The 16,102-nt window shown below is 42.9% G+C and carries 14 protein-coding genes; 4 read left to right on the top strand and 10 right to left on the bottom strand.

Translation table 11 applies throughout. The features are described 5' to 3' along the window. Positions 1 to 238 precede the first annotated feature (238 nt). Positions 239 to 1,105 carry a YitT family protein gene (locus PLANO_RS03025; protein WP_038702881.1) on the top strand — a complete coding sequence of 289 codons (867 nt, stop codon included), beginning with the start codon at positions 239 to 241 and terminating at the stop codon, positions 1,103 to 1,105. 224 nt (positions 1,106 to 1,329) lie between these two features. Here the strand turns inward: PLANO_RS03025 and PLANO_RS03020 are convergent, their stop codons facing one another. Together PLANO_RS03020 and PLANO_RS03015 are read right to left on the bottom strand one after the other, a co-directional pair. Then, on the bottom strand, positions 1,330 to 2,691 hold the full coding sequence (locus tag PLANO_RS03020) for a sensor histidine kinase (protein ID WP_038702879.1): 1,362 nt from the start codon (positions 2,689 to 2,691) through the stop codon (positions 1,330 to 1,332). Next, positions 2,681 to 3,355, bottom strand: a complete 675-nt coding sequence (locus PLANO_RS03015; protein WP_038702877.1) for a response regulator transcription factor — start codon at positions 3,353 to 3,355, stop codon at positions 2,681 to 2,683. Before PLANO_RS03015 ends, PLANO_RS03020 begins: the two co-directional genes overlap by 11 nt. Before the next feature lie 162 nt (positions 3,356 to 3,517). Between PLANO_RS03015 and PLANO_RS03010 the strand changes: the two genes are divergently transcribed. After that, on the top strand, positions 3,518 to 4,378 hold the full coding sequence (locus PLANO_RS03010) for a hypothetical protein (RefSeq protein WP_052124275.1): 861 nt from the start codon (positions 3,518 to 3,520) through the stop codon (positions 4,376 to 4,378). A gap of 223 nt (positions 4,379 to 4,601) precedes the next feature. Beyond that, positions 4,602 to 5,903, top strand: coding sequence for an acetamidase/formamidase family protein (locus PLANO_RS03005; protein WP_038702875.1), 1,302 nt, complete (start codon positions 4,602 to 4,604; stop codon positions 5,901 to 5,903). Positions 5,904 to 6,093: 190 nt separating this feature from the next. Here the strand turns inward: PLANO_RS03005 and PLANO_RS03000 are convergent, their stop codons facing one another. The 8 genes from PLANO_RS03000 to PLANO_RS02965 form a co-directional block, all read right to left on the bottom strand. Then, complete coding sequence (locus PLANO_RS03000; protein ID WP_038702873.1) at positions 6,094 to 6,378, bottom strand: putative quinol monooxygenase; 285 nt, start codon at positions 6,376 to 6,378, stop codon at positions 6,094 to 6,096. 3 nt (positions 6,379 to 6,381) lie between these two features. Then, on the bottom strand, positions 6,382 to 7,059 hold the full coding sequence (locus tag PLANO_RS02995) for a type 1 glutamine amidotransferase domain-containing protein (protein WP_038702871.1): 678 nt from the start codon (positions 7,057 to 7,059) through the stop codon (positions 6,382 to 6,384). A 138-nt stretch (positions 7,060 to 7,197) separates the two neighbouring features. Next, positions 7,198 to 7,719 carry a DUF421 domain-containing protein gene (locus PLANO_RS02990; RefSeq protein ID WP_038702869.1) on the bottom strand — a complete coding sequence of 174 codons (522 nt, stop codon included), beginning with the start codon at positions 7,717 to 7,719 and terminating at the stop codon, positions 7,198 to 7,200. 302 nt (positions 7,720 to 8,021) lie between these two features. Continuing rightward, a complete protein-coding gene (locus PLANO_RS02985) occupies positions 8,022 to 9,536 on the bottom strand; it encodes an AbgT family transporter (RefSeq protein WP_038702867.1) in 1,515 nt (504 codons plus the stop codon). Positions 9,537 to 9,551: 15 nt separating this feature from the next. Beyond that, on the bottom strand, positions 9,552 to 10,871 hold the full coding sequence (locus tag PLANO_RS02980) for a helix-turn-helix domain-containing protein (protein ID WP_038702865.1): 1,320 nt from the start codon (positions 10,869 to 10,871) through the stop codon (positions 9,552 to 9,554). Further along, on the bottom strand, positions 10,868 to 12,106 hold the full coding sequence (locus tag PLANO_RS02975; RefSeq protein WP_081976618.1) for a M20 family metallo-hydrolase: 1,239 nt from the start codon (positions 12,104 to 12,106) through the stop codon (positions 10,868 to 10,870). Before PLANO_RS02975 ends, PLANO_RS02980 begins: the two co-directional genes overlap by 4 nt. Continuing rightward, positions 12,099 to 13,415: an amidohydrolase gene (locus tag PLANO_RS02970; protein WP_038702861.1), complete on the bottom strand. Its 1,317-nt coding sequence runs from the start codon at positions 13,413 to 13,415 to the stop codon at positions 12,099 to 12,101. The genes PLANO_RS02975 and PLANO_RS02970 overlap by 8 nt, the downstream gene beginning before the upstream one ends. An 11-nt stretch (positions 13,416 to 13,426) precedes the next feature. Then, positions 13,427 to 14,602, bottom strand: a complete 1,176-nt coding sequence (locus PLANO_RS02965; RefSeq protein ID WP_038702859.1) for a M20 metallopeptidase family protein — start codon at positions 14,600 to 14,602, stop codon at positions 13,427 to 13,429. Positions 14,603 to 14,983: 381 nt separating this feature from the next. Between PLANO_RS02965 and PLANO_RS02960 the strand changes: the two genes are divergently transcribed. Next, positions 14,984 to 16,030, top strand: coding sequence for an FUSC family protein (locus PLANO_RS02960; RefSeq protein WP_038705352.1), 1,047 nt, complete (start codon positions 14,984 to 14,986; stop codon positions 16,028 to 16,030). Positions 16,031 to 16,102: the final 72 nt, after the last annotated feature.

Here is a 16,102-nt window from a genome sequence, read left to right as displayed (position 1 = left end):
CATGACTTCAACAGGATTCTATCATATCATGCGAAAGGAATATTTTGGATGTAATAATTTATTACTTTCACCTTTCTAAGTAAAATGAAAAGACTGTAGTCTTGCAAAATTCGGAAGCAATTAAAACATTCTTTAATTGCTTCTATTAAACTTGACGCTACTTAACGAGCAATAAAAGGATTATAGTTAATAGTTGAGAATAAAAAAACATCATGAAAAGATAGAAAAGAGGAATAACATGACTGCACCGAATAAAAAACGAAAAGCTAAAATATTTTTACGAGCACTGCCCATTATCATCGGTGCTTTTATCACCGCATATGGCCTTGAAACCGTACTGATTCCGAACAATGTATCGGATGGTGGGGTCACTGGCATCAGCATCGTCGGCTCTCAATTGACCGGAATGCCGTTAGGTCTGCTGATTGCCGTCTTGAATATTCCATTCATCTATTTAGGGTACAAGCAAATCGGGAAAAGCTTCGCGATCTATTCCACCATCGGTATCTCATCTCTTGCCTATGCAACGACCCTTATGCATCATATTCCACCTATCATCGTAGGAGACACGCTACTGATCACAGTTATTGGTGGAATCATTATTGGTTTTGGAATGGGAGTTGCTTTGCGAAACGGCGGGGCTCTCGATGGAATCGATATGCTGGCAGTATTGTTGTCACGCAAATTGCCATTTGGGACAAGTGACCTGATTTTATTTCTTAACATGTTCGTCTTTGTCATCGTCTCCTTCGTCTTTGGCCTGCAAGGTGCTTTCCTGTCCGGAATTGCTTATTACATCGCAGCTAAAGTAATTCACCTGGTCGAAGAAGGATTCAGCGGCTCTAAAACGTATAAAATCATTTCGCGTAACCCTGAGCTACTCGTCCAAACCATCTACGACCGTCTCGGACGCAATGCCACTTATAATATTGTCAAAGGGGCATACACAAACGAGGACTACAAAGAAATCACTTGCATCATCAACCGACTTGAAGACAGTAAAATGAAAGAAATCATCTTCGAAATCGACAACAATGCCTTTGTCGCAGTTTACGATGTAGCCGAAGTAAGAGGCGGCAGCTTTAAAAAGCGGGACATTCACTAAGTTTGTTACCTGTGAATAAAAGTATACCGATTTCTCTCTTGTTATAAAGTCTGATTCAAGTCTACGAACTTGTAAAAAATTTCTTATTTCCTTTATCCCATACAAAAACCGCCGACAGAAATACTGTATGGCGGTTTTTGTGGTGTCTCTTATCCCGTTCTATTTTACAAGTCGACTGTTAACCTGTTCAAATTCACATTCTTTTAAATACTGTTTGGCTACTTTTACTTGTCACTGTTCGGGATTGATATTTGAAATAACGATCCTTCCCCTGCTGAACTTTCTACCAAAATAGTTCCCTCGTGCGCGTCGACAATCCATTTGCCGATTGACAGTCCGAGTCCATGACCGCCTTCTTTTCGTGTTCGTGCTTTGTCCGCTCGGTAAAATCGCTCGAATATACGATCTTGATCAATAGCTGCAATGCCAATACCGGTATCGCGTACAGAGAGCAACAATGATTCTTTTTTCGTTTGCAATTTGACAGTTACCTTGCCACCTTCTGGTGTATAGTTAATCGCGTTGTCGAGCAGAATTGATAATAACTGAATTAGTTTATCGCAATCCGCATATACGTTAACTTCTGCAGGTGCCTCTAGAGTTAAATCGATTTTTTTAGCACTAGCTTTCGCTTTAAAAGAGACTGTTAACTGTTCGCTCGCCGGCGTTAAATTACACCACTTACGGATCAATGCGTTAGCTTCTGGTGAGTCCGCTTGTGCAAGCGTCAATAAATCACTAACCAAAATCGTCATTCGGCGAACTTCATGTTTTAATCCATCCATAATACGTTTTGTAAAAGGATTTTTTTCTTCGCGCTCTAGTTCAAGCACTTCTATAGAAGACAAAATCGTGCTGAGTGGTGTCCGCAACTCATGCGATGCGTTCGCTACCAATTCGCGTTGTTGGTTATAGCTCCGCTGTATCGGCACGAGCGCACGCTTCGACATGATATAGCTGAGCACAACCCCAATTCCAATAAAGAGAACAGCTAAGCCACTAAGGACGATGACGGTCCAACGAAAAATTCGACTAATATTGGAAATGTCGAGACCGATATACATCGTACCGACAACTTCTCCTTCAACCTTAATCGGACGTGCTAAAGCGAGAACTGTAAAATCAAAGTCGCGGAACTCACTAAAGTCAGGATCTTCGGATGGAATCGTAATGGCTTCTTGTTTGATTTCTGTTTCAGCAGGTGTCCAATCCGAAACAAGATCCAAATACACAGGTTGTAACTGATCGATTCCTTCGTTCGAAACAACAAGCTCTCCCGCTGAAGTTTGCACATAATAAAACAATTGATTTTCCGCTAAAAAACCTTGTCTTGATGGTCTTCTTGTAGGCGAATCCGCACCAAAAATCCCTCCACTAAGCTCTACTATTTCCTGTTCGGCAAGCTGTCGTAGTTCTCGCTCTTGTTCATTAAAGACAACTTGGTACAAGATGAACAACACAATCACAACGAAAAGGATTAAAAAGACAGAAAAAATGCCACTATAAAACAAGGTCAACCGTTTATGTGTTGCACGAAAGACATCTGTCGTTTTTTTGGCTCGCTTTTTTTCTAATTTACGCTTCAATTTTATATCCCACCCCGCGAACTGCTTTGATAAACTCTCCGTTGCTGGTGCGATTGATTTTCTTCCTTAATAACTTCACAGTTGCATCAATCGTTTTTAAAGACACATCGGCATCGAGTCCCCAAATGCGATCGAGAATCAATTCACGTGTCAGCACTTGTCCCCGATTTAGGACGAGCAGTTCGAACAGCTGAAACTCACGTGGCGTGAGCAAAATTTCTTCTTCTTTATAATAGAGCGTGTGACTCGTTCGGTTGAGCAATAACTCCCCGAGCGTCATGGTTTCTTCTCTGATCGGTGTTCGCGTTCGCCGCGTCAAAGCATTCAGACGCGCCCATAACTCTTCAATTTCAAATGGCTTGACGATATAATCATCCGCTCCGGCATCAAGTCCCTCTACTCGATCAGGCACAGCTCCCTTTGCCGTCAACATCAACACAGCACCGCTATAACCTGCTGCTCGTAAATGCCGACAAACAGACACCCCGTCCCCATTTGGCATCATCCAGTCGAGAATGACGACATCATAAAAGGAAGCCTGCGCGTATGCAATCGCATCTTCCCCTTCTGTTACCCAGTCGACGACTGAAGCTCCTTTTTTCTTTAATAAATGAACCACAAGTTCACCAAGACGCTCATCATCTTCCGCTAACAACACTTTCATGTGAATCCTCCTCTCTTAAAAAAATCTTTTTATCTTTTCTAAAAATAACACATCTTTATGAAAATCAAATGAAAATTCTTTTTCATTTTCACTAAACTTTCACTAACCCTCTTTATAGTGAGCATTGTAAGACATCACATCAAAACTTAGGAGGAATCGTAAATGAATAAGAAATTTAGTTTATTAATCGCTTCAAGCGCATTATCAATTGGTGTTGTTGGATCTGCAGTGGCTCCAGTATTTGCATCTAATACAACAGACACTTTAACAGAAAATGCAACTGAACAAAGTGAAACAGCCGTTTCAAAAGACAAAGGAGAACGCCGTAGTCCTTTTGCTCAGTTGGATGACGAAACAAAAGATCAAGCAAAAGCAATCTTGGATGAACTCCAAGACGACGTAATTACAAAAGAAGAAGCGCAATCTCAGCTCGAAGCACTTGGCATTGAATTACCTAAGATGGGCGAGCATAAAGGCAAAGGCGAACGTCACGGTAATCAATTTGCAAATTTAGATGAGGAAACGCAAACTCAAGCAAAAGCCATCATGGACGAACTAAAAGATGGCACATTGACGAAAGAAGAAGCGCAGGCTCAGCTAGAAGCACTTGGAGTTGAAGCGCCTGAGATGGGCGAACGTCAAGGGAAAGGCAATCGCCACGGCAATCCATTCGCAGATTTAGAAGAGGAAACACAAACTCAAGCTAAAGCGATTATGGACGAACTAAAAGATGGAACGTTAACGAAAGAAGAAGCTCAGGCTCAGCTTGAAGCACTTGGAGTTGAATTGCCTGAACTAAAAGGAGATCGTTTCGCAGACTTGGATGAAGAAACACGTACGCAAGTCGAAGCGATTCTCGATCAAGTTAAAGAAGGGACGTTGACGAAGGACGAAGCAAAAACTCAACTCAAAGCATTTGATGTCGAACTGCCTAAACGTCAAAATGGACATGGTGAACGCCATAACAAATCATCAGAAGAAAGCAACAGCTCGGTAGATGAAACTTCTAACGAAGGCTTGTAAGAAAAAATCGGTACCTTTTGGTGCCGATTTTTTTGCGGAGATATGTATAGTAGGTTTTCATTATTAAAGTTCGAATAGATAAATCAATCGTTTTCTCTATATAAAATCCTTTTTAGTGACTTTTACTTTCCCGAAACTTTCGGCAGTCTCTTTAAATTGTTAAAAGCTAACCAAAGATATATAATCCAAGTAGTCTGACAATTAGAAGGTGAGGAGGAATAGTGTGAATAAAACAGCGGTTGAAACTTTATTTGTTAATCACTTCGTAGATGGTATTTTGGATCCTGAAAAAGAAATGTTGGGACCTGTAAAAGACGGTGGCTATATCATTGCCAATACAGCTCCTGGCTGCTGGGGACCCATGATGACCCCAAGTATCAAAGGCGGACACGAAGTTACAAAACCTGTTTATGTAGAAGGTGCAGAACCAGGTGATGCTATTGCAATTCGAATTCAAGCAATCACTGTAACTTCCAAAGCGACAGCGTCTGGAAACGACCAAATGATCGAAGACCGTGCTGATGGCGACGGCTACGTGGCAGCTAAATGTCCAGAATGTGGCACCAAAAATCCAGAAACCGTTATTAAAGGCATTGGCATGGAAGCTATCCGCTGTGCAAACTGCGGTGCAGATGCTACCCCATTTATTTTCACGAATGGATATACCATGTTCTTTGGTGAGAATGGGGATATCGGCCTCACCTTACCACAAGATGCAGCAGAAACGATTGCAGCAGCGGGACGTTTTTACATGAAAACTCCTGAAGCTTCTATTCAAAATCCAGTCGTAACGTTCGCACCTCACGATCTCGTTGGCACCATGGCACGGATGCGTCCGTTTCTCGGACAATTAGGTACTACGCCTTCACGGCCTACACCAGACTCTCATAACGCTGGAGATTTTGGTTCATTCCTAGTCGGTGCCACACACGACTACAAGAGCACTCAAGAAGAATTGGAAACACACCGAACAGATGGTCATTTGGATGTTAACCGCGTGCGTGCTGGCGCTATCCTTATTTGTCCGGTCAAAGTCGCAGGCGGTGGTATTTACCTAGGAGATATGCATGCCATGCAAGGTGACGGTGAAATTGCGGGACATACAACCGACGTTTCAGGGATTACCCATCTTCAGGTTCATGTTCTCAAAGGCTTAACTATTAAAGGACCGATTTTGCTGCCTAATGTCGAGGACCTTCCATATACTGCAAAACCATTTACAGCTGAAGAAAAGCGAGCCGCTAAGCAAATTGCAGACAATTGGAACGTTGCCAAAATAGAAGAATCCTATCCCGTTTCCTTTATCGGATCCGGTCCAAACTTAAACGACGCTACTGATAATGGCTTAAAGCGAGCCGCTGACTTTTTCGGGGTGTCTATCCCAGAAATCATGAATCGCTCAACAATCACGGGCGCGATTGAAATCGGCCGACACCCAGGTGTGGTGACGGTAACATTCCTCGCCCCTGAACCGTATTTAACGAAAACGGGATTACTCGATTTGGTCAAAACTCAATACGGATAATAAAAATAACCGTCACTCTAGAAAAGGAGTGGCGGTTATTTTCATGTTTATTTAACTACTAATTAATCACTGAAATTGAATCTTATTGTCAGAAGTTTTTTAGTCTCTTACTATTAAATCAAAAAAACAGCACTCTGCGATGAATCATCACAAAGTGCTGCATGTAGTAGTTATGAAGTTTCACATATTGTTAGACAGTCTTTAACTTAAAAACTTCTCGTCTTGCAACCAAGTCCGCCGTATTCGCACGGTATTCTTGGTAATGCTGAGAAGCAACATGACTCTCCAGTGCGCCTTTGTCTTTCCACGTTTCGTGAAGGACAAAGGTGTCATCTTCGATCGATTGATGGAGAACATAGTTTAAGCAACCCGCTTCTGCTCGGGAAGCTTCTAGAACTTTGTTCAATTCCGTCAATAATTGATCTGCCATGTTTTCTTTTGGCTTTAAAATCGCGGTAATGACGATAGATTCCATCAGTTAGTTTCCTTTGTTGTTTCGTTTTTCTAAAGCTTTCACCAATTCTTCTGCTAATTCTTCAGCAGAGAATGGATCGCGGCCAGTAACTAATTGATCGTTACCCCATACCACTTTATTGTCAGCGCTATAGTTTGCCACTTCAGCCATTTTCGCTTCTAAGCTAAATGGGAGAATAGCTGGAAGACCTTCAGGTTCAACCGCTTCTGGATAGCCTGTTACGTCTAAGCCATCGATGATGCTCTTGCCATCTGGACGCATTGTCCAAACTAATGGAGCTGGTCCATGACATACAGCCGAAACGATATTTCCGTTGTCGTAAACCGTATTGATGATATCACGCAGTTCTTGACTTTCAGCCAGGTCGTACATAGCCCCGTGACCACCAACGATAAATACTACGTCATACTCTTTTGCTTCTACTTCTGAAAGAGCAGTTGTGTGATCTGCGATTCCCGATTCGTACATTTTTTTGTATTTGCCGTCTGGATCTGCTTCTTCGCTAATGCTGACTTTATCTAACGTCGGTTTGCCACCTAGTGGTGAAGCTAAATCTACTTGATGTCCTGCTTTTTCTAAAATTTCTTTCGGTGCGAATAACTCTTCTGCCCACCAGCCAGTTTCGTAATTATTTTCTGTATCCTTATGTCCACTTGATAATACTGCTAAAACTTTTGCCATGTTGAGTTTCCTCCTCTAGGTTATAAATCATCCTAATACTAGTTGTTCCCGAATGCTTTTGTGTTTAAACAAACTGACTAGGGGGACAACTTTCAAAATAGATTTTCACTTTAGACTATAGAAAACTTTAATCCCCAGTTATTGCTTGGCTACACCTTCTAATGCATCCTTAGATTGCACATCTTCTTTTTTAATAACAGACACCGAGCCGTCTCCTTCGAGCACGATAGCTTCTACTTTCTCAAAAGAACTTAGCCCTTCTTGACGTACCTTCGCTCTTAAATCTTCTTTTCGCAGATGTTCTTTTAACAACAACTTTTCATTAAATTCATCTTCGTAATATAAAAATGTCGGGGTGGCTTTTATAAAATCCGAAAAACTTTTCGATTTCACGGCTAGTTTCGTGACAATAAACTGAAGCAATGTCAGCATCACAAACACAACAACACCGTCTGCAAAAGATACTTTCTCACTCGTGATAATGCTCGACAAGGTAGCGCCGTATGTTACCGTTATGATGAAATCAAAAATATTCACTTTTGTAAGCGACCGTTTTCCAAACAAACGGAGCAGTAAAATAAGAAAAGGATAGGCCAGCAAACACATAACCGCCACACGAAAAATGCTTTTCCATCCATCAAATAATAGTGTATCTAGCATATTTTCACGTCCTCTCAAAACAAGAAGTTTATTCAAAGTTACCCGTTGGCACATAGATTGAAACGAAGGTTACATGATAACCAAATAGGAATTAGGCTGATGTTCTTAACTAAAAAACGAAAAAACAGGACACTAGCGAAGGCGCGTCCACGGGGTGGGCGAAGCGAGAAGACAGGTGGTTTTCCTGACTTCTCGCGGGAGCCATCCCCAAAGCGTCCAGAGCGTTTTTTTCACAACAAAAACTGCCTCACCACTGTTAGACACAACTAACAATGGTGAGGCAGCTTTTATTAATGAGTAGTTTACATCCGCAAACTAATTCCTGGTCCGATTGGAAGTCCAGTTAATGCAAAGATGATCATCATGATAACCCACACACCGAAGAAAATTAGGCTGTACGGAAGCATTAGCGAAATCAATGTACCCAGTCCCGCTTTTTTATCGTATTCACGCATAAAGGCGAGGACGATCAAAATGTACGGATTAAGCGGCGTAATGATGTTCGTCGATGAATCGGCAATACGGAACGCCAATTGAACAAATGCTGGGTGATAATCAAGCAGCATGAACATTGGGATAAAGATTGGCGCCATTAACGCCCATTGCGCAGATCCACTGAAAATTAACAGATTTAATAATGCTGCGAGAACACTGAATGAGACCATGACTGGCAAGCCTGTCATATTAATGCTTGTCAGGAATTCTGCGCTGTTCACAGCCAACCAAATACCAAGATTACTCCAATTGAAGTAACTAATAAACTGGGCCGCTGCAAAAATGAGAACAATATAGCCTGACATGTCTTTGATCGATTCTGCCATGTAAATAGGAATATCTTTTGATTCTGTAATTTTCTTCACTGTAACACCGTATGCTATCGCAACAGCGATAAAGAAGAAAAGTGTAATCGGTACGATACCTGATAAAAACGGTGACGGGATAATGCCGCCTTCTTCATTTCGAATAGGAGAACCTGGGAAGAACAATAACAATGCGATGAGGCCAATGTACACGACCCCAGCAATCAAGGCATTTAACAAAGCTTTGTTTTCTAGCTTTGTTACGGGTTCAAATGATTTATGGATTTTACCTGTATACTCACCGAGGCGCGGCTCGATTAGTTTCTCTGTGATGATTGCCCCAACAATTGCCATAATAATAACGGATGCACTCATGAAGTACCAGTTATCAACAGGTGTTACAACAAACGTCTCATCAATCGTACGTGCTGCTTCTGTTGAAATCCCAGATAATAATGCATCTGTTCCAGTAATCAACATATTCGCTGTAAATCCAGCGCCGGTTCCGGCAAATCCAGCTGCTAGACCTGCGAGTGGATGTCTGCCGACCGAAACAAAGACTAGCGCAGCAAGTGGTGGCACCAAGATAAATGCGGCATCCGATGCCAAGTTCCCCATGATCCCTGTAAAGATAACCGCGTAAGTTATCAATGATTTTGGCGCATTCAAGATTGATTTCTTTATGGCTGTTTCCATCAAACCAACTCGTTCAGCCAATCCAATTCCGAGCATCATAACAAGCACAAGGCCGAGTGGCGCAAACCCTGTGAAGTTGTTAATGGTTTCAGCCAGAATATAACGAATTCCTTCTCCTGAAACAATGCTGCGAATGGCCATTTCTTCTCCCGTACCCGGGTGGATTACGGTCGTACCAAACGAACTAACGAGCCATGACAGTAAGACAACAAATGCTGCTAAGTATACAAAGATAAAGAATGGATCGGGCAAGCGATTGCCCCATTTTTCAATAAAATTCAAAAATCCCTTTTTGTCTTGTTCTTCTTTCGATACTGTCATACCCATTCCTCCTCTTTAGTTATCTTTGCCGAACAGTAAGCGGTATAATTTCCGCGGACGCCCTCTTCGGCCAGATTCTTCCCCCGACACTTCTGCTACGCCGACACTTTCAAGTTCTGTCAAAATTCTGCGTGCATTGCGTTCGGTGCTATTCATCCATTGCGACAACTCCAGTGCTGTGATTTCTTCTTTTGCATAGTGATGGGACAGTGATTCAATACGCGCGACTAAGGTTTGGCTAATGGCTGCATCTTTTAACGCTTCCTGCCATTTCGCATCACTACTACGCCGACTATAATGAAGCTGATCTCCGATTGAATTGATTTCTGTTACTTTTCCACCTTCGTCAATATTGATGATGATGCCACTATCTTTCTCGCGAATATAATCTAGCGCCAATCGGACGTTTTGTTCGGAATCTGTAACTGTTCTGCCGTAGCCTACACCAATGCGGACGTGCATATTGCTGTTGGCAAAAATTTCTTCTTGCAATTCTTTTAAATGGTGGGACTTGCCGTAAAGCTCTAATTCACCTCGCGTTGTATAGATGAAATAAACACCATTCCCCATGCTCACTTTGGAACCTTTTACTTCCTCAGCAAAATCGATGAGCACACGATTGGTGGCGAGTTCTTGGCGTTCAATTTTAAACGGCGTCTTGCGTTGTTGCGCTTGGCTTGGGTAAATGATTTCGATGCCAATCATCGCTAATTGCTTCATTCGGTAAAGATCAGACAAGCTTCTTTCTTTAATAACGGATATCGCTCGGTGCGCCGCTAGTTCCGATACATTAATCCGGTAAACCGGCACGCCTCTTTCCTTTAAGGAATTATAGGTGGCATTCAGACAAGTTAGTGCTACCTGTATTTCACCTGAACGATAAAGTGCTTCATGGTAATCGACCAGTTCTTCGGCAGGAATATAACCGAGTTCCGGAGCAGTATGGATTTTCATCTTTTCCAGATCGAAATCCTTCAGCATTTTCAATACTTCTCGGCGCGGAACCGAATCGACGCTAATGCTCGATAACACTGTACCTTCCTGCATAATCGCGTCCAGCATCGTGCCGAGTAAACTCGACCCATGCAGCAAAATATAATCCGCGTGATCCGCTTCGATTAACTTTTCTTTTAATGCGAAGTGATAAGGCGCCGGCCCTGAAAATAGCCAATGACCAATACGGGCTGAATTTTCATGAATAATTTCTTTTGTTTCCTCAGTTTTCTCATAAACAAAGGGGATTAGTTCGATGCCGTCTAAACTGCCGGCCGCTTTCATCGTTTCATTAACCGAGTCTTTAGGTCCGATTAATCCGACTTTCACGATTTCTGTCATATCTTCGTTGCCTCCATCAAATAACGGGCTAGTAATTCTGAGCCCATCTTCAAATCTTCAACAGTTGCGTGTTCATCCGGATGATGACTCAAACCGTCTTTACAAGGGATAAACAGCAACCCGCTCGGCCACATTTGTGCCATATTCATGACATCGTGTCCAGCACCACTATCCATCCGGTGTGCCAAATACGCTTCTTGGTTGCCCGCGTCAAACAACTGCTCCGCTATCGTTTCATCGAGTAAAACAGATGGATTGTTGACCAATACTTCGATAGTGACCGATACGCCAGTTACTTGTTCAATACGCGCTACTTCACTTTGTATCGCATCTGCCATTTTCTTTTTCAAAAGATCATCGACACTGCGAATATCCACTCCAGCTGTAACCGTTTGCGGAATCACATTCATCGAATTTGGAGAAGCTGTCAATGTACTCACTGTCGCCACTAGTGGTTTTTCGTACACATCATTTAGTTGAAGAGCCGTTTCTTGAACAAACGAAACAAAAGGAGCAGCTGCTGCCAAAGCATCTTGTCTACGATCCATTGGCGTTGTGCCGGTATGTCCCGCTTTGCCATTAAACGTAACCGCTAACCGGATCGGACAAGCCACGCCTTTGACGATTCCGTAATTTTTTTCATGCTCAACGATATGCATCCCTTGTTCAATATGCAATTCAACAAAACTTTTCAATTCTTCTTTTGAACGTTTCGCAGAGAGTAAATCTTCCCAGCGAAAACCTTGGCTTTCAACAGCTTCTGCAAGCGTTATGCCGTGTTGGTCTTTAAGCGTTCCAATGGCAGGATCCAATAACCCGCTCATCGCTTTACTACCAATCGTTGATACGCCAAATCGCGAAGATTCTTCCGAACGGAAACAAATCACTTCAATCGGTCGCTTTGGACTGAAATCGGCTTCTTTCAGTAATTTAACTGCGCCGAGGCTACAGACAACACCTGCCCCGCCGTCAAATGCGCCACCGTTTGGCACCGTGTCCAGATGAGAACCAGTTGCTACCGCTGCCTCTTCGCCACCCGGAACTTCCCAGCGCGCGATGATATTTCCGACCGCATCTTCTTTAACAGTTAAGCCGAGTTCTCCGGCAATCTCTTTAAAGATTCTAATGGCATTCGTTTCTTCTGACGTATAGCCTTCTCGCGTAAACCCTTCTGGTCTAACTAAAGCGTCGGTCATATTCATCCGCTGTAAATGCTCAATTAGCCAGCTATTCACGTAATCCATCCTCCTTCAATAAATAATCTGTCGTTCGGATAATTGTTTCCAATCCAGCTAACAAAGCTTTTTCTTCATAATCAAAACGTGGATGATGATGACCGGCAGGAAGTGGACTGGCAAAAATCATAAATGTCGCTTTACCGCCTTGTTCGCGTACACGTTCGATCATATACGTCACATCTTCTGAAGCGCCTATTTCCAAATGTGGAACAATCTTCAAACTTGTTGACGATACACACGCTTGCTCTACGATTTTAGCGAAATCATGATCCGCAGTTGTCGATACCGATCTACCCATATGTTCAAGTTCTAACTCGACATCGTATAATGCGGCACTGGCCTGTAAGATGCGCTCAGCATTTTTTTGCATGTAAGCATCCAATTCGTTCGTCTCGCCGCGCGTCTCGATTTCCATCAAAGCTTTGTCTGCAATCACATTGCGACCGGCCCCTGCATGCAAGGTGCCGACATTGATACGCGTCGCTCCGTCTTTATGATTGGCAATGCTGTGTAAATGTAAAGCGGCCGATGCGGCGGCAAGTAATGCATTGCGTCCTTCGTTAGGTTCTAATCCAGAATGCGCCGACTTGCCAATAAATTTTGCATTGATTTTGGAACTGGCCAAAAACTTGGACGTCGTCGCTGCGACTGTACCGGACGGTAAATCATGAATGCCCACATGGCCACTCATAAAATAATCAATGTGATCCAGCCACCCTTTATCAACAATCGCTTTTGCTCCGCGCCCGCCTTCTTCTGCAGGTTGGAATAAAATCGTGAACTTGCCACGCATATTGTCTTTTTCTTTCGATAAATAACTGGCGAGTCCGAGCCCAATAGCTGCATGACCGTCATGACCACAAGCATGCATCATTCCCGCAACTTGAGAGCGGAACCCTTGTTGTACTGGCACATGTTCTAAAGAATCGGCTTCTTCAATTGGCAATGCATCAATATCAAAACGATAAGCAAAATTCGGTCCCGGTCGGCCTGTATCAAGAACAGCGGCAAACCCGGTATGTCCACCTTTCATCTTTTCAAGAAACTCAGGTGGCACGCCCATTTCGAGTGCTCGCTGTTCATTTTCTTTTAGTAGTTGATTGTTCGGAACACCCATACGCTGGTCACTGGTTAAAAATTCTGTTCCATAAAAAAGAGAAAATCCTTTTCCAACTAATTGTTCGCTCAACTCATATGTCGTGACATATTCCGCAAAGCCAATTTCCGGATACTGGTGTCGCTCACGTCTTTGCTTAATCACGTACGGCTCAATCTCTTCCATGAATTGTTCAATGGAATTTGCCATGTCTGTTCCTCCTATTTATTCAATTCGGCTAGCACGTCAAGCGCTGCTTTCGCCATCAGTTCTGTGCCAACCAACAACGCTTGTTCATCGATCATAAAGCCTGGATCGTGGAGTGGTTTTTGGTTTTCACCAACTGAAGTACCGAGCCAATAATAAACCCCTTCGTACTTTTTCAAGAAACGACCGAAATCTTCTCCAGCCATGCTTCCGATTACTTCTGGTGTGCCCTTGTCGCCTAATTGACGTTTTGCCGATTCCCGAACTACTTTGGCCCAGCGTTTCGTATTAATCGTCGCTGGATAACCGTCTGAATAATCGATGTCACATGAACCGCCCATCATTTGAGCAGTTCCTTGAACCACTTCATGGAATCGTTTTTTCAATAGTTTTTTCGTATCGTCTGAGAGTGAGCGAATGGTTCCTTCAAGCACAACCGTGTCCGCCACAACGTTATAGCGATAGCCCCCAGTAATTTTCCCAAACGTAATAACACCTGAATCCATCGGGTTTGCGTTTCGACTAACAATCGTTTGGACCGCAGACATCACTTGAGTGGCAATAATAATCGCATCAACAGTTTGATGAGGCATTGATGCGTGCCCACCCGCTCCGTGAATCGTTACTTGAAAACGGTCAGAATTTCCCATGATGGCTCCGTCGATAACGCCGACTTGCCCAGCTGGAAGACCTGGCCAGACGTGCTGCGCTATTAAAACATCCGGTTTGTATTGGTCAAAAATGCCGTCTGCCATCATCTGTTCCGAACCACCAGTAGGCGCATTTTCTTCAGCCGGCTGAAAAATTAATAACACCGTTCCAGCAATATCAGCTTTCTGCTCATGCAGTAACTTCCCAACTCCGAGCAACATGGCCGTATGCGCGTCATGACCGCATGCATGCATTTTGCCATCAAATTTAGATTTAAAAGACACATCCGCTTTTTCTAAAATCGGTAAAGCATCAATATCTGCACGTAAACCCACTGTCTTTCCTGGCTTACCACCTTGAATTACACCGAGAACGCCCGTTTTGGCATATCCTGTAGAATACTCGATGCCATATTCATCTAATTTTTTTTGTATTTTTAGAGAAGTTTCTATTTCTTCGCCACTCAATTCCGGATTCTCGTGAAGATCCCGTCTAAATGCGCGAACCTCTTCAAACAACTCTTGTGCTTGCTTTTTCAACGCTGTCACCTGCTCCTTTATTTAAGGAAATAAACCTTAATCATTCCGTTAATAACGAGTGTACACTATTCTACTTATAAAACGCTACATTAATTTTGATTGTTCTGAATATAAATTCAATAAAAAAAGAAGCTTCGCTGTTATAGCGGGCTTCTTTTGGTGTATGGCTAAAAATGTTTTGTTGCTAGAGAATTAATGATTTCTTTATTTTTAGTAATCTCATAGAAACGCTTGCGAATGTACCTACGTGTAAATTGTCCCTTGTCATAGACGTTGGATCTTGTTTCAGACCCAAAAACGCAATTTTTATCCTATAGATAGGAATGCTATACTAGACACCAGTAAAAACTACTTTAGAAAGGAGATGGTGAAGTCAACATGATGCGATCTTTTCATTTCAGTGGCGGACGAATTGTGAAAACCGGCATTGCGATCTTTTTGACCGCGACAATTTGTTTGTGGTTTGGCTGGCCGCCTGTCTTCGCCGTTATCACGGCCATTGTGACCATCGAGCCAACCGTTAGCGATTCGATCAAAAAGGGACTGGTTCGGTTCCCGGCTTCTGCCATTGGTTCTGCCTTCGCTGTTCTCTTTATCTCACTCTTCGGGAATTCCCCGATTACTTATACACTTGCTGCAGTTGCTACGATTTTAGCTTGTTACCGGCTCAATCTGCACGCCGGATTACTAGTCGCTACATTGACCTCTGTCGCTATGGTCGAAGTTATCCACGACCATGTTTTAGTATCGTTCTTTATTCGACTGGGTACGACGTCCGTTGGATTGCTGGTGTCTACGGCTGTGAATATGCTGGTGTTTCCACCTAACTACCGAAAAGACATTTTGAAAAGCATTCAATCGATCAGTGAACGAGCTGGCAATATGTTGGAGCAAACATTCCAAACGATTCTTTTTGACAGTGATGCAAATCGCCAAGAAGAAAAGTTAATCGTCAAAGAACTGATCACTGAAGTTAGTAAGACTGAGAAACTCATCCATTTTCAGCGAGACGAATCTAGTTTGTACCCGTGGGTGCGCGAGCGAGAAGCCGAGCTTCAAATGGCAGAAAAGCAATTGCTCTTCTTACATAATTTAGAATTCCATTTAGATGCCCTACTTTATATCCCGCTACATAAGTTGACGTGGACAACCTCGGAGCGAGAGATTATTATGAACGCTGTCACAGAGCTCGCAAACGACTTAAAACACTCGGTCGACTATGATCACGAAAAGCACCAATGCCAATTAAAAAATATTACCGATTTGTTTTGGGACAATAGTAAAAACATCACCGCAAGCGATGCTCTGCGTCCAACGGAATTCCCACCCGAATTCACCATTCTTTATGAGCTGATCACGATTTACGATTTAGTGGATAAGTTTTTCGATCCGGAGAGTGTGAAAATAGAGAAGAATGTGGAGAAATAAAAAATAAAAACGGCCGTGCTGGAAACTGAGTAGTTTCTAACATGGCCGTTTTATTAGTAAATGTATTGTCTC

Source organism: Planococcus sp. PAMC 21323 (assembly GCF_000785555.1).
Lineage (GTDB): Bacteria > Bacillota > Bacilli > Bacillales_A > Planococcaceae > Planococcus.
This window is presented reverse-complemented; position numbering and strand designations above follow the sequence as displayed.

Coding starts and splice junctions, on each gene's coding strand:
- PLANO_RS03025 (WP_038702881.1), top strand. CDS start 239: ATGACTGCACCGAATAAAAAACGAAAAGCTAAAATATTTTTACGAGCA.
- PLANO_RS03015 (WP_038702877.1), bottom strand. CDS start 3,355: ATGAAAGTGTTGTTAGCGGAAGATGATGAGCGTCTTGGTGAACTTGTG.
- PLANO_RS03010 (WP_052124275.1), top strand. CDS start 3,518: ATGAATAAGAAATTTAGTTTATTAATCGCTTCAAGCGCATTATCAATT.
- PLANO_RS03000 (WP_038702873.1), bottom strand. CDS start 6,378: ATGGAATCTATCGTCATTACCGCGATTTTAAAGCCAAAAGAAAACATG.
- PLANO_RS02995 (WP_038702871.1), bottom strand. CDS start 7,059: ATGGCAAAAGTTTTAGCAGTATTATCAAGTGGACATAAGGATACAGAA.
- PLANO_RS02990 (WP_038702869.1), bottom strand. CDS start 7,719: ATGCTAGATACACTATTATTTGATGGATGGAAAAGCATTTTTCGTGTG.
- PLANO_RS02985 (WP_038702867.1), bottom strand. CDS start 9,536: ATGACAGTATCGAAAGAAGAACAAGACAAAAAGGGATTTTTGAATTTT.
- PLANO_RS02980 (WP_038702865.1), bottom strand. CDS start 10,871: ATGACAGAAATCGTGAAAGTCGGATTAATCGGACCTAAAGACTCGGTT.
- PLANO_RS02970 (WP_038702861.1), bottom strand. CDS start 13,415: ATGGCAAATTCCATTGAACAATTCATGGAAGAGATTGAGCCGTACGTG.
- PLANO_RS02960 (WP_038705352.1), top strand. CDS start 14,984: ATGCGATCTTTTCATTTCAGTGGCGGACGAATTGTGAAAACCGGCATT.